The sequence below is a fragment of the Paenarthrobacter sp. AT5 genome (assembly GCF_032764245.1).
GTDB classification, from domain to species: Bacteria; Actinomycetota; Actinomycetes; order Actinomycetales; family Micrococcaceae; genus Arthrobacter; species Arthrobacter ureafaciens.
In genome coordinates this window covers 4,059,672-4,072,521 of record NZ_CP136441.1, presented here as the reverse complement: position 1 = coordinate 4,072,521, position 12,850 = coordinate 4,059,672, and the positions used below count along the sequence as shown (strand labels likewise).

The 12,850-nt window shown below is 63.6% G+C and carries 12 protein-coding genes and 1 pseudogene; 6 read left to right on the top strand and 7 right to left on the bottom strand.

All coding sequences use genetic code 11. The annotated features are described in order from the left end of the window. The 3 genes from RI444_RS18935 to RI444_RS18925 all read right to left on the bottom strand — a co-directional run bounded on the left by RI444_RS18935 (position 1) and on the right by RI444_RS18925 (position 3,793). The gene (locus RI444_RS18935; RefSeq protein WP_069696777.1) at positions 1-1,335 is read right to left on the bottom strand and encodes a phage tail sheath family protein; all 1,335 of its coding nucleotides are present in this window, start codon (positions 1,333-1,335) and stop codon (positions 1-3) included. Between the two features lie 35 nt (positions 1,336-1,370). Next, positions 1,371-2,024, bottom strand: coding sequence for a hypothetical protein (locus RI444_RS18930; protein ID WP_242703205.1), 654 nt, complete (start codon positions 2,022-2,024; stop codon positions 1,371-1,373). Positions 2,025-2,212: 188 nt separating this feature from the next. Next, positions 2,213-3,793 carry an alkaline phosphatase D family protein gene (locus RI444_RS18925; RefSeq protein WP_021472888.1) on the bottom strand — a complete coding sequence of 527 codons (1,581 nt, stop codon included), beginning with the start codon at positions 3,791-3,793 and terminating at the stop codon, positions 2,213-2,215. A 186-nt stretch (positions 3,794-3,979) separates the two neighbouring features. On the opposite strand from RI444_RS18925, the gene RI444_RS18920 reads away from it, so the two are divergent. Beyond that, positions 3,980-4,402 carry a hypothetical protein gene (locus RI444_RS18920; protein ID WP_207605475.1) on the top strand — a complete coding sequence of 141 codons (423 nt, stop codon included), beginning with the start codon at positions 3,980-3,982 and terminating at the stop codon, positions 4,400-4,402. Between the two features lie 68 nt (positions 4,403-4,470). After that, positions 4,471-5,448 (top strand): IS481 family transposase, encoded by a 978-nt coding sequence (locus RI444_RS18915; protein ID WP_207605476.1) that lies wholly within the window; start codon positions 4,471-4,473, stop codon positions 5,446-5,448. Positions 5,449-5,795: 347 nt separating this feature from the next. On the opposite strand, the gene RI444_RS18910 is transcribed toward RI444_RS18915, so the two are convergent. Next, positions 5,796-7,148 (bottom strand): MFS transporter, encoded by a 1,353-nt coding sequence (locus RI444_RS18910; protein WP_062099362.1) that lies wholly within the window; start codon positions 7,146-7,148, stop codon positions 5,796-5,798. Between the two features lie 337 nt (positions 7,149-7,485). On the opposite strand from RI444_RS18910, the gene RI444_RS18905 reads away from it, so the two are divergent. After that, positions 7,486-8,265, top strand: coding sequence for an N-carbamoylsarcosine amidohydrolase (locus tag RI444_RS18905; protein ID WP_021472885.1), 780 nt, complete (start codon positions 7,486-7,488; stop codon positions 8,263-8,265). A 154-nt stretch (positions 8,266-8,419) separates the two neighbouring features. Here RI444_RS18905 and RI444_RS18900 read toward each other — a convergent pair whose 3' ends face one another. From RI444_RS18900 to RI444_RS18890, 3 genes and pseudogenes are all read right to left on the bottom strand, one after another. Continuing rightward, a complete protein-coding gene (locus tag RI444_RS18900) occupies positions 8,420-8,923 on the bottom strand; it encodes an IclR family transcriptional regulator (protein WP_316963917.1) in 504 nt (167 codons plus the stop codon). Positions 8,924-9,064: 141 nt separating this feature from the next. Then, positions 9,065-9,223, bottom strand: a pseudogene (locus tag RI444_RS18895) (helix-turn-helix domain-containing protein); the annotation flags it as partial. Positions 9,224-9,283: 60 nt separating this feature from the next. Further along, entirely contained in the window at positions 9,284-10,213 is a 930-nt protein-coding gene (locus RI444_RS18890; RefSeq protein ID WP_207605477.1) for an NAD-dependent epimerase/dehydratase family protein, read from the bottom strand. A 132-nt stretch (positions 10,214-10,345) separates the two neighbouring features. Between RI444_RS18890 and RI444_RS18885 the strand changes: the two genes are divergently transcribed. From RI444_RS18885 to RI444_RS18875, 3 genes are read left to right on the top strand one after another with little or no spacing between them, the layout of a single operon-like run. Further along, positions 10,346-11,059: a TetR/AcrR family transcriptional regulator gene (locus tag RI444_RS18885; protein WP_079941280.1), complete on the top strand. Its 714-nt coding sequence runs from the start codon at positions 10,346-10,348 to the stop codon at positions 11,057-11,059. A gap of 22 nt (positions 11,060-11,081) precedes the next feature. Next, entirely contained in the window at positions 11,082-11,888 is an 807-nt protein-coding gene (locus RI444_RS18880; RefSeq protein ID WP_079941281.1) for an oxygenase MpaB family protein, read from the top strand. Next, positions 11,881-12,792, top strand: coding sequence for a DUF817 domain-containing protein (locus RI444_RS18875; RefSeq protein ID WP_179012906.1), 912 nt, complete (start codon positions 11,881-11,883; stop codon positions 12,790-12,792). The genes RI444_RS18880 and RI444_RS18875 overlap by 8 nt, the downstream gene beginning before the upstream one ends. The last annotated feature ends 58 nt before the right edge of the window (positions 12,793-12,850 follow it).

Here is a 12,850-nt window from a genome sequence, read left to right as displayed (position 1 = left end):
TCAGGCTCCTCCGCTCTCTGTTTCGCTGGTGTTGTCCGCGGATTGCATGAGCTTGAAGATCACGAATTCCGCCGGCTTCACGGGTGCGATGCCGATCAGCGTGACCACTTGCCCGGCGTCGCGGACTTCGGGAGGGTTGGTTTCCTCGTCGCACTTCACAAAGAACGCCTGTTGAGGGGTAGTGCCCAGCAGCGCTCCGTCCCGCCAAACGTTCGTGAGGAACGCCCCGATGTCGCGTCGGATGGACTTCCACAGGGTGTGGTCGTTGGGTTCGAACACCACCCAGCGGGTCCCGTCCGCCACGGATTCCTTGATCATGTTGGTCAGGCGCCGGACGTTGATGTACCGGTACTCGCTGGCCTCGGGAGCCTTGGTCCGCGCGCCCCAGACCCGGATTCCTTCGCCGGGGAAGTATCGGATGCAGTTCACGCCGGCAGGGTTCAGGACCTCCTGCTCACCGCGGCTGACGCGCCGCACCAGGTCGATTGCGCCTTGGATCGGCTCGTTGGCGGGCGCCTTATGGACGCCGCGGGTCGCGTCCACGCGCGCCCAGACCCCCGCGATATGGCCCGACGGCGGTTGGGTTACCTTCTTGCCGGAGACCGGATCGATCATCACGATCCATGGGTAGTACAACGCCGTGTAGCCGCCGGGGGACTGGGGTGCGCCGAGGTCCTGTTGTTCTCCGGCTTCCGTGCTAGCCACACCCGGTCCGTCCCGGCCGTCCGGCTTGTTAGAACCATCCGGCTTCTCAGCACCATCCGGCTCGTCGCCATCCTCCGGTTCATCGGGCCCGGTGTCCGCCGAATCTTCGGCCCGGGCATCCGGGGTCCCGGGAACCCCGGAGGTCGCCGCCCGGGTGAGCGCACCGACGTCGTCCACTTTCTCCACGGTGTCCAGGATCGCCATCCGGTCCTGGCGGAGCGGATGTTCCACGTGGGCCTGCAGCGCTGCGTACGCCTCGGCGGTGGCGTAGCCCGGGGCGGCGACTATGGAGAGGTCGTCCACCGCTTCGAAGAGGGTCAGCCCGGTGGGCGCCGAGGCGGTTCCGGTCAGGCTGCCGCCCGGGCCGATGTTCACTACGTAGCAACGGCTTCCTCCGTTGGAGAAGAAGCCGTACACAGCGTTGGAGAGCGGGGTACCCGCCGTCGCGGTCCCGACGTATTGGTCCACGAATTGCGTCCAGTTATCCAGGACGCGGAGCTCATCGACCAAGGCGTCGTTGTCCGGAGCCAGGCCGACGAATCCGGCGATGCTGGTGTTCACCTGTCCTATTGCGCGTGCCCCGCTGGGGACTTCCTGTACGTAAACGCCTGGCGCCTGGTAATTCGCCATGGTGCGCTCCCTTCCCTACCCGCACATGGGCGGGTTCAGGTCCACCGGATGATGACCGGCAGGCTGCTGGTGCTGGCCGAGACTTCCCGTTCGGTGCCGTGGACCGCAACGGCGAAGTGCTGGAGTTCGTCCGCCGAGGCCAGGACCTCAAAGTGGCCGGTCGCATCACTGACGACCGCCGTGGCGGAGGAATGGGCGTGGATGTAGGCGTCGGGGATGCCTTTGTTGTGGACGTCCACCAGGCGTCCTTGGATTCTGCGGGCGACTCCGGTCTTGGCCACGAGCGGTTCCAGGACCGGCGGGCCGGACGGTTCTTCGAAGCGAAGGGGTACCGGGATGCGCACCAGGAAGCCGAGCCCGTCGCGGATGCTTTCCTGGTACTCGCCGGGCCGGTATTCGTTGCTGGAAACAATCGAGTACTGGCTGTGGCGTTCCACGGACAAAAGCAGTTGCTCCATGTTGTCCAGTTGTTCCGGGCCGTGGCATTCCACCGCGACCCGCAGCTCCAGATCCAACACGGGACCGTCGCGGCGCGAACGGCCAACCCTGTCGAGGGCGACGGCGTGGACAGTCACGGGAGCTTCGGGAGGGGAATCGGCGCCGTGGGGGGAGTCGTCGGCGAACCTTACGCGTTGGGGAGCGACGGCGTCGGAAAGGACTCCGAGAAGGTCGGACAGCGACGAACGCACATAGCCCACGGCAGAACCCCAGCTGGAAGGTGATCCACAAACGTAACTGGGAATAGGGTACTCCCGCAGTTGCCCGTAGTCACTGGGGAAACAGGGGTAACTCCATTCGTTTGAAGAGTCGCATGGGAGGGGCCCGGGCCGGTGCCGGCAACTGCCAACCGGGACAGGTGCCGGCACCGCGCCGGGAATCAGGCCAGGCCGGGCACGCGGTCGTTGATGGTGAAGGATTTTCTGGTACTCACCGGGGCTCCGGGCTTGGTGACGTAGTCCAGGACGCGGAAGTCTGCCGTCATGGAGTCCTTGGTAATTCGGGTGTTCACGTATCCGCGGTTGTCGTTGTAGAACTTCAAGTGCGGGTTCCATGCCATGGTTGCGTCCGTGGTGGATCCCGAACCGTCTCCCGTGGAGGTGATGGAGCTGCACACGAGTTCGGAACCGACAACCGGCGACTCCGGATCCTTATAGTCCACTTTCAGGTCCGTGGCCCAGTGCCGGTGCACGTCGCCGGTAAGTACGACGGCGTTACGGACCTTCGCGTCAACCCAGCCTTGGGTGATACGCCGGCGGGAGGCGGCGTAACCGTCCCAGCCGTCCATGGAAACGTCGTCGATGTCGGGAGCCTTGTTGCGGTCGCGCTCGGCGAAGAAGACCTGCTGGCCAAGGATGTCCCACCGCTGGGTGGAGTTCCTGAAACCGTCCAGCAGCCATTTTTCCTGTTCGGCTCCCGTGATGGTCCGGTTCTCGTCTAGGCGTTCGGCCACATTCTTGCGCCAGCCGTCGCCGGCGAGCTGGTCGTCGCGGTACTGCCGTGTGTCCATCATGTGGAAGTTGGCCAGTTGGCCCCATTGGATGGTGCGGTAGATCTTCATGTCGAAGCCGGCCGGGAGCGAGGAAGGGCGCAGCGGCATGTTCTCGTAGTACGCCTGGAAGGCAGCTGCACGGCGTTGCCGGAAGTGTTCAGTGGTGTCGTTGAGCTGGGCAGGGTCGCTGTTTTCCGGGATCTCGTCCGCCCAGTTGTTGTCCACTTCATGGTCGTCCCAGACCACCAGCCACGGTGCGATGGCGTGGGCTGCCTGGAGGTCGGCGTCGGCTTTGTACTGCGCGTGGCGCTGGCGGTAGCCTGCCAGGCTGACAGTTTCCGGGCCTTCATGGTCGCGCGGGTTGCCGCCGCCGATCACATAGCTGTCCTTCTTGTATTCGTACAGGTAGTCGCCCAAGTGGAGTACCAGGTCCGGGTGGTCCTCAGCCAGGCGCTTGTAGGCCGTGAAGTAGCCGTGCTCGTACTGGGCGCAGCTTGCGAAGGCCATGGCCAGGGCTGCGGGAATCTCCCCGGGCGCGGGGCTGGTCATCGTGCGGCCGGTGTCGCTCAGGTGGCGGCCGGTGCGGAACCGGTAGAAGTATTCGCGGCCGGGTTTGAGGCCTTTGAGTTCCACGTGCACCGAGTGGGCGGACTCGATCCGGGCCTGTTCGACGCCGCGGGCTACTACCCGGCGCATGTGCGGGTCCTCTGCCACTTCCCAGGCCACCGCAACGTTGCGGGACGGCATGCCGCCCAGGCCGTCTTCGGCCACGGGGTTGGCGGCCAGCCGGGTCCAGATGACGAAGCCGTCCGGCCACGGCTCCCCGGAAGCTACGCCGAGCGTGAAGGGATCGGTGCGGAGTCCGGCGTCGTCTGCTGTTGAAACGGCGACGGCGGTGTGCGGCAAGGCGGCAATCAAACCGGCCCCGAGGCCGGCGGATATGAGGGATCTGCGGGTGATGTTCTCCATGCCCTCGACGCTAGGAAGCCTTAGTTGACAGGCGCCGAGAGTGGTGTGAACTGCCGGTTAATTGTGTGACAAAAAGCGTTAACTCGCTGCTCTGTCCTAGGCGGGGTGCTGGTCGCACGAACTGCTGCACCGAATCAGGACGTAAGCCCCTATGCGGCAGATGGGCATGGTCGGGAAGCTGGGTGTATGCACGTTGAAAGTGTCAGATCAGGACGCCGCACCATCACCGCGCGGGTGCTGGCGGTGGCCGCGACAGTCCTGGTCGGAATTCCCTTGGCGGCGCCCATCTTTCTTGCGGCGATCTTCTTCGTGAGGTCCGGCGGCTTTCATCTTGACTTCCTCATGCCCGGGGAACTCTTCGTGGTGGTCCTTGGCGGAGGTGTGGTCCTGTTTGCCTCCAGCCTGGTTTCGCGGCAACGACGCAACCTCACCGGATGGCTGGTGTTGGCGGTGGGGGTCCTGTTCGTCGTCAGTATGATCCTGGCGATATCCACGGGCCTGGCCTCGGGAGAGACGCCGGCAGAGGGCTGGCCGCTTGCCATTGTGCTTGGATCCTACGGTCTCTACCTAGTTGTAGTTCCCATGGAGGTTGTGAACAGCGTGGCGTGATGTAAAAGGCGAAAGCCTCCGGTATCGATTTGGGTTACCACACTCATCTCGACGCCAGGAGGCTCTCGTTGTCCTACGTTACCCATGCCAACGCCGATCTGACACCTAAGGCCAGGGCGAAGCTGGCCCGTTTGGTCGTTGAGGAGGGCTGGACGTTGCGCCGGGCCGCGGAACGTTTTCAATGCTCACCAGCGACGGCCAAGAAGTGGGTGGACCGCTACAGGGTCCGTGGTGAGGACGGCATGGCTGACGCGTCCTCCCGCCCGCGGCGGAGCCCGAAACGCACCCCCGTACGCACCGAACGCCGCATTGTGGGGTTGAGGTTCAATCGGCGGTGGGGACCGCACCGGATAGCGGCCCACCTGGGCTTGGCCCGCTCCACCGTCGGCAAGGTCCTGACCCGGTACCGGAAGCCCCGGCTGGCCTGCCTGGATCAGGGCACCGGTCTGCCCGTTCGCACACCTGCACCGCAGCGCTACGAGCACGAGAACCCCGGAGACCTGATCCACGTGGACATCAAGAAGCTTGGGCGCATCCCCGACGGCGGCGGACACCGCGCCCTCGGACGCGCCAAGGGGCAGCGGAACCGCCGTGCCGGGACCGGTTATGCCTACCTGCATCATGCCGTCGATGACCACACCCGGCTCGCGTACTCCGAAATCCTCAACGACGAAAAGAAGGAAACGGCCGCCGCCTTCTGGCTGCGAGCCGCCGCATTCTTCGCCGCCCACGGCATCACCGTCAAAGCGGTGCTCACGGACAACGGGTCCTGCTACCGCTCCCGGACCTTCGCAGCAGCCCTGGGACCGCACCTCAAACACCGGCGCACCCGCCCCTACCGACCCCAAACCAACGGCAAGGTGGAACGCTTCAACCGCACCCTCGCCACCGAATGGGCCTACGCCCGGCCCTACACCTCAGAAACCGAGCGCGCCGCCACCTACCCGGCATGGCTCCACCATTACAATCATCACCGAACCCATACCGGCATCGGAGGCAAAACCCCCATCAGCCGCGTTCACAACCTCAGTGGGAATTACACCTAGTGGCGGTGGTCGCCCTCTTCGTGGAGGGTGTGGGGCTTTGCCGCCGCCTGTTCGCTGCGGCTCCCGCCTTCAACTTTCCACATGCGGGAATTGGGGGCGGCTTGGCCGGACCAAAGAGCGACCGCTCATAGGCCCCTCCAAGGTTCCTTGTTTGGGGACGCGATGGGTTCTCATGCCATTGAACGGTTGCGGGTGCGCTGACAGTGCCACTTCATTCGCAGCCCACAACTTCAGGTGCAACACTGGCCCGTCGCGCCGCGAACGGCCATCCTGTCAGTCCGCCAGGGAACAGCATGCAGGCTGTCCCCTGGCGGTGCGGCAGCTTCCTCGAGAGCCGGTAGACCGTGTCAGACCTCCAGCGCGTCGTCGTGGAAGCGACGCAGGGGCTTGCCGGCCGTTTCGCGGATGAAGATTGAGGCGACCCCCAGGGCGATGACAGCAACAACCGTGACGTAGATGGCCGGGGCCAGCGAATTTCCGGTGGTCGCCACCAACCAAGTAGCCAGGTAGGGTGCGGTTCCACCGAAAATCGCGTACGTGACGTTGTAGCTCAGTCCGGAGGCCGTGTAACGCACGTCCGTGGAAAACATCTCGGACAGCAGCACCGAGGTCACCACGTTGGCGGACACCGCGCCCAGGGCGATCAGCGCCTGGCTGGCCACGGCACTGCCCAAGGTCCCAAGCTCGGCCAGCATGTACGCGGGGATGGTCATCACTGTCAGCAGGACCGCGGCCATCTGCATCATGCGACGTCGGCCGATCCGGTCCGATAACCGCCCCACGACAGGAGCGAGTGCCGTGGCGAACAGGAGTGCGACAAGGCTGGAGAGCAGGGCCAGGCTCTGATCCAGTCCCACCACCCGGGTGAGGAACGTGGACATATAGGTGGAGAAGATGTAGAAGGACAGAGCCGTCAGCATGACAAACCCGCCAAGCCTGAGCATCTGGGGCCACTGACTGCCAACAACTGCACCCAGGCTCAATTTCGGGCGGTCGGCTGAGTCTTTGACCATGGCCTCGAACTCGGGTGACTCGTGAAGCTTGGAGCGGATGTAGAACGCGACCAAGCCCATGGGGATGGACAACAGGAACAATGCACGCCATCCCCAGTCGCCCATGGCCTCGGCCGGCAACATGAAGCTGAACAGTGCCCCGAGGCCGGCGGCCAACGCAAAGGAAGCGAAGGTGGCCATGGACATCGCGCTGGAGTAGCGGTTGCGCCGGTGGTCCGGGCTGTGTTCCACGGTGTAAATGGTGGCGCCGGCGTACTCACCGCCGGCAGATAGGCCTTGGATGCAACGCGCGATAGCCAGAAGGACCGCGGCCCAGATCCCGATCGTTTCATAGCTGGGGATGAGGCCGATGGCCGCCGTCGATCCGGACATCAGCAACACCGTAAGGATCAAAGTCTGTTTCCGCCCGAGCCGGTCGCCCAGCCTCCCGAAGATGATCCCGCCTAGCGGACGCATAGCGAAGGCGACGGCGAAGATGGCAAAAGTCTCCAGCAGTCCGGTCAGCGGGTCGCCGGATGCGAAGAAGGTGGCAGCGATGTGGGTGGCCATGTAGCCGTAGATCGCGAAGTCGAACCATTCGACAACGGTGCCGGCGAAGGAGGCCCCCACAACCTTTCGGAGGTGCCCGGCACTCACTTTGTGGAGTTCGGGTACGTGGTCTCGATCAATGCTTGGACGGTCGGCCATGGATTTATTGTCCGCGGTAGAGGGCATGGGTTTTCTCGTTTTAGTTGACCTCAGTGGCGGTGCGCCACTTCAGGTGAGAGTGATCCGTTTCACAACATGTTGCTCGTATAGCAATTTAGACCCGCATAGAGCAACAAACAACCCCCCTAGGTGGACATTTTTAGATCCAAGTCTTTTGTGGAATTTCCGGGCTCCAGGTGACCGCGGTCAGAGCGTGATTCTTGCGCAAGGCATTTCGGCCGGCCTCTAGCGCTCTGCAGTTTCGTGCGTTACTGTAGCCAACACAGCAACTTAGTTGCTAGGAAAGAAACATCTATACGAGTGAGGAAAGAGAACCATGACAGTAGAGACACAGACGGCAAGCGACATCGAAGCCCGCCTCGCAGCAGTGCTCCAGGAGGCATTCGAGGCAGGCACCGATATCTACAACGAGCGGGGATTCAAGCGTCGGATCGGCTACGGCAACCGCCCGGCTGTTATCCACATCGATCTGGCGAACGCCTGGACCCGCCCGGGCCACCCGTTCAGCTGCCCGGGCATGGAGGAGATCATCCCGAACGTTCAGCGGATCAACGAAGCTGCACGGGCCAAGGGTGTTCCTGTCTTCTACACCACAAACGTCTACCGCAACCGGGATGCCACCTCGGGGACTAACGACATGGGTCTGTGGTACTCGAAGATCCCTGTGGAGACCCTTCCGGCGGACTCCTACTGGGCCCAGATCGACGACCGCATTGCGCCGGCGGAAGGCGAGGTTGTGATCGAGAAGAATCGCGCGTCTGCATTCCCGGGTACCAACCTCGAGCTGTTCCTGACGTCCAACCGCATCGACACCCTGATCGTCACCGGCGCGACAGCGGCCGGGTGCGTACGCCACACCGTTGAAGACGCGATCGCGAAGGGGTTCCGCCCCATCATTGCCAGGGAAACCATCGGCGACCGCGTTCCGGGCGTCGTGCAATGGAACCTTTACGACATCGACAACAAGTTCGGTGACGTTGAATCGACGGACTCTGTGGTGGATTATCTGAACGGTCTCCCGCAGTTCGAGGACACGGTTCCGAAGACCCTTTCGGACCCCCAGCCCGAAGTGGCTGCCCCCGCGGACCCCGCCTAAGCCGTTTCACCTTTGCTGATACACCTGCGGGCGGAATCCCCGTATTGACCTGAAAGCCGGCACCCCTGATGGGTGCCGGCTTTCCAGGTTAGTTAAGTGCTGAGGAAACGTGGCGTCCCTTGTGGGCGAGGTCGCTCAAGGAACTTTTGCTGCATCAGCCCGGAAGAGAAGCAGACCAGCCCAAGCGGATGGAAATTTCCGATGCCGCCTGTTGCGCGGCCTGAACAAGAGAGTCCTTGACCCCTTCTTTCTGCACCCTCGAACGAGGGGCAGAGACAGTAATGCAGCCCACCACCTTGCCGCGGTAGTCCCGAACCGGAGCGGAGACCCCAAACTCCTCTTCGGCGGACAGGCCATCGTTGACGGCATACGCTTGATGGGCAACTTCCTTCAGATGGGTGGCGATGTCCTCCGGCAGGCCGTCATCTTTGGCGCGCAGTATCCTTCCGGAATCAACGAGGTCAGCGGCCAGTGCCGGCGGCAGTTCCGCCAGAAAAACCCTTACCGATGAACTTTCGAATTTGTTGTACCGAGTCCCGATCCAGGCGGTGTGTTTAACCTGGTGCGGACTGGCCACCTGCTCCACCACGATGGCCTCGGCGCCGTTCCACACGGAGATGGCGCTTGTCTCGTTGGTGTTTGCGGTGAGTTGTTCCAAATAGGGGACTGCGGCACGCCTCACGTCCAAGTCCGCCAGAAGCGGTCCGGACAACGCAAGTAGCCCCAGCCCCAGCCGATACCGGCCCGTCTCCTCATCCCGCTGGACGTAGCCTGCATCTGTAAGGCCGCTCAGAATGCGCGAAACCGTGCTCTTGTGGAGGCCTACGCGTTGGGCCACCTCTGTCACACCCAGAACCGGATTCTGAACCGAAAAGGCTTCCAGTACAGCAAGACCATTTAGCAGCGACGCCGCAGCGCCCTGGACTTGGCTGTTGTCCTGTTTCGGCCTGCCTGCCATGCGTATCCCTTCGCCGTGTCAATGCCCCGCGCTTTTGGCCCATCATATGCCGCGTGCGCATCAGACCCCGGCCACGGTGTGCTTCCACCATTGCACGGTCGCTGCCGCCGCCTCAGGGAGCGGCGTCGGTTCCAGGCCAAGAAGGCGTTGGCTCTCCGCCGAGTCCATCACGAACGGCCGCTCGAACTGATAGAGCATCTCCGCCACCTCCCGCATGTCTTTGGACACCAGGCCAGCGCCCCGAACAACCCAACCAGGAATGGCCGTTACTTTCGGCGCCGGCAGTCCCGCTGCCGTGGCGTAGGCGGTTGCGAGCCCGCGCTGGGTCAGTGCCGGATTGGTGGGGGCGTGCAGCACGCTGTTCCACAGATCGGGACGCCGGGCTGCCGCAATCATGGCCGCCGCCAGGTCCGGCACATAAGTGAAGGAGTGCAGCTGGTCGGCACTGCCCAGCACTTGGACAGTCTTTCCTTTGAGAACCAGGGGCACCATGCGCTCACCCGCGTGTGCCATCCTGACCCGGGGCCCAAAAAAGTCCCCCGCCACCACGCTCACAGTTTTTGCGGCGTGAGCCTCCCGAGCCTTGAGCAGTTGCGTACGGATGCCGCGTTTGCCTCCGCTCGCCTCGCGGGCCCCGGCCTCTGTCATGTCGCGGTCCGGCTCGCTGTAGGAGTACAGGCTTTCGGGAAAGACGACGACGACGCCCGCGGCTGCCGCTGCATCCATCACCACCTGCTCGGCGTGGGGGAGCTCGGCCTCCCAGGCGGATGCGGAGTACTTGGACCCGTGAATGCAGTGGAAGATCGCCTCTGCGCCCCGGACCGCCTCGGTGAGCCGCGAGGGGTCTGAAACGTCAACTCTCATCCGCTGGATCAACGCATGATCGGGTCCGCTGCCGGAACGCGTCAGGACGCGGACTTCATGGCCTTGGTCTGCCAGTTGCTCTGCGACGGCCGAGCCGACGGGTCCTGCTCCTGTAACGACGTACACGGTGCCTCTTTCCTTGTAATGGTGATTGAGAGAGCACTGCTCTCTCAATCAAGGTTCGGGCAGTGGTCCGCAATTGTCAAGAGCAGTGCTCTCTTTTGCTATCTCCGCTCTTGTTTATGGCAAGCTATCCCCATGCCCGAGAAACCGAAGCAGCCCACCCCGCGGGAGCGAGCCCGTGCCCGGACCATTGCGGACATCGTTCAACTGGGCCGGCAGCACCTCGCGACCCACGGGGCCGCCGCACTGTCCCTCAGGGCGGTTGCCCGGGATTTGGGCGTCGTTTCTTCGGCTGTGTACAGGTACGTCGAAAGCCGGGATGAGCTTTTGACCTTGCTGCTGATCGATGCCTACAACGAACTCGGTGACGAGGTGGATGCGGCAGTCCGTGCCGTCCCGGGTGATGACTTCGCCGCGCAATTCCGGGCGTTGGGCACTGCCGTCCGAGCATGGGCGCTCCGGGAACCTGCCAGCTATGCGCTGCTGTTCGGTAGCCCCGTGCCCGGCTACCAGGCTCCGGGCGAGCGCACCACCGGCCCCGGCACCCGCGTCATCGTCACCCTGGTGGGAATATTCGACGCCGCCTACCGCACCGGTGCGCTGGACGCGGAGGTGGCTCCCGCCGTCGTCATGCCTCCCAAGCTGGCCGCAGACCTGGCCGGTATCCGCACGGACATGGGGCTGGCTGCGCCCGATGCGTCGCTGGCGAGGGGCGTGCTGGTGTGGACCTCGCTGTTTGGGGCGGTGAGCTTTGAGGTGTTCGGTCAGTACGGGGCAGATACCTTTAGCGCGCGGGACGAACTGTTCGATCATCAGCTTGCAGTACTCCAGGCAGTCGCCGGGCTGTAGGGAGCGGAAGTAGAGTATTCGGATGGCTCGTGGTTTGGCTGACATTGGAGCCGAGGGTGTACTCCTCGCGGGGGCCGGCCGTGCCATCCTGCTTCAGGTTGCGGACCCGCGCATTGGCCACGGCGTGGCGGCGCACAGCAATTTTGTTGACCGGCCGCAGGACCGGCTCGTGGCAACGCTGACCTATGTTTACGCGATTGTCTATGGCACCGACAGCCAGGTTGCGGCAGTGCGCCGCGCTGTCAACCGCGCGCACGCGCCGGTGCGCAAGCCTGCTGATGGTAGTTCCGCCGGTTACAACGCCTTCGACGCGTCGTCCCAATTGTGGGTGGTGGCTACGCTCTACAACACCGCAGTCACTGTCTACCAACATGTACTGGGGTCGATCGATGACCACACGGCTGACCGCATGTACCGGGACTATGCCCGGATCGGGACTGCTCTGCAGTTGCCGCGGGAGATGTGGCCGGCGGATCGTGCCGCTTTCGCCGAGTACTGGAACCGGCAGGTTGCCTCCTTGCAGCCCGATGAAGCGGCCCGGAAGATAGCCCGCGACTTGCTGTACCCCTCGCGCGGTCCCGTGCTCATGCGTCCCCTGATGCCGTTGGCCCGGCTGTTGACTGTGGGGATGTTGCCGGAACACGTCCGCGAAGGGTTCGGCCTTGAATGGGGTCCGGCCCACGCCCGGCGGTTCCAACGGACCATGCGATTGCTGGGACAGGTTTATCCCAGGCTGCCCCGCCGGATCCGGCACTGGCCAAAGAACTACTGCCTGGGCAAGCTGCAACCCGCGCCCGCCCGGTTGCGGGGCGGGACCCGGAATGCGTAGTTCGACGTCGGTGGAAGCGTCCATCGACCGCCTCGCCCACCGCTACCTGGACAGGGTGGTTTCACGCGGCGGGGCGGGAGGCGTTTGGAAAGCGCGGCTAACGGAGTTCGTGGTGTTCGGGCTCAAGCAGGCGTGGGCGTGCGTCTTTGGTGCCCTGCTGCTCGCCGTCATCATTGCGGTCCGCCTCTGGTACCCCTCCGGTGCCGCGTTGGCGAGCAACGACTTCCTCACCCTTTCGGCAGTCGCAATCCAAGTGCTGATGGTCGTTTTTCGTCTGGAAACGCTCCGCGAGCTTCGGGTGATCGTGCTGTTCCACGTGGTGGGCACGGTCATGGAACTGTTCAAGACGGATGTGGGCTCTTGGGCTTATGAAGCTGACGGGGTGCTCAGGATCGGCGCCGTGCCGTTGTTCAGCGGCTTCATGTACGCAGCAGTCGGGTCCTACATGGTGCGGGTGTTCCGGTTGTTCGATCTGCGCTTCGACCGCTACCCGCGCCGTTGGATCACTGCGCTCGTGGCCGCGGGCATCTACGTCAATTTCTTCTCGCACCACTTCATCCTGGACTTCCGCTGGGTGCTGCTGGCCGCCGTCGTACTTGTCTACGGCCGGTGCGTGATGCACTTCCGGGTCTTCCGGAAGCGGTTCCGGATGCCCATCCTGCTCGCGTTCCTGCTGGTGGCCCTGTTTATTTGGTTCGCCGAGAACATCGGCACCTGGTCCCGGGCCTGGCTGTACCCGAATCAGCTGGAGGGGTGGCAGGCGGTGTCCATTGACAAGCTGCTCGCGTGGTTCCTGCTCATGATCATCTCCGTGGTGCTGGTGGCGTGGGTGTACAAGCCGGAGCCTCCGGAAGGTTCCCACGGCAGCCCATCGGCAGTTCACGCTGGGCGAAATGAGGCCTGAAGCCCGCGTAATTTCGGGGTTTTTAGCAAGTCGTGGGTCAAAGTTGAGCGTAGTTGGC

What these genes read in the sequence shown, in the direction of transcription:
- RI444_RS18935 (WP_069696777.1), bottom strand. Translation starts at nt 1,335, where the DNA reads ATGGCGAATTACCAGGCGCCAGGCGTTTACGTACAGGAAGTCCCCAGC.
- RI444_RS18925 (WP_021472888.1), bottom strand. Translation starts at nt 3,793, where the DNA reads ATGGAGAACATCACCCGCAGATCCCTCATATCCGCCGGCCTCGGGGCC.
- RI444_RS18920 (WP_207605475.1), top strand. Translation starts at nt 3,980, where the DNA reads ATGCACGTTGAAAGTGTCAGATCAGGACGCCGCACCATCACCGCGCGG.
- RI444_RS18910 (WP_062099362.1), bottom strand. Translation starts at nt 7,148, where the DNA reads ATGGCCGACCGTCCAAGCATTGATCGAGACCACGTACCCGAACTCCAC.
- RI444_RS18905 (WP_021472885.1), top strand. Translation starts at nt 7,486, where the DNA reads ATGACAGTAGAGACACAGACGGCAAGCGACATCGAAGCCCGCCTCGCA.
- RI444_RS18885 (WP_079941280.1), top strand. Translation starts at nt 10,346, where the DNA reads ATGCCCGAGAAACCGAAGCAGCCCACCCCGCGGGAGCGAGCCCGTGCC.
- RI444_RS18880 (WP_079941281.1), top strand. Translation starts at nt 11,082, where the DNA reads ATGGCTCGTGGTTTGGCTGACATTGGAGCCGAGGGTGTACTCCTCGCG.
- RI444_RS18875 (WP_179012906.1), top strand. Translation starts at nt 11,881, where the DNA reads ATGCGTAGTTCGACGTCGGTGGAAGCGTCCATCGACCGCCTCGCCCAC.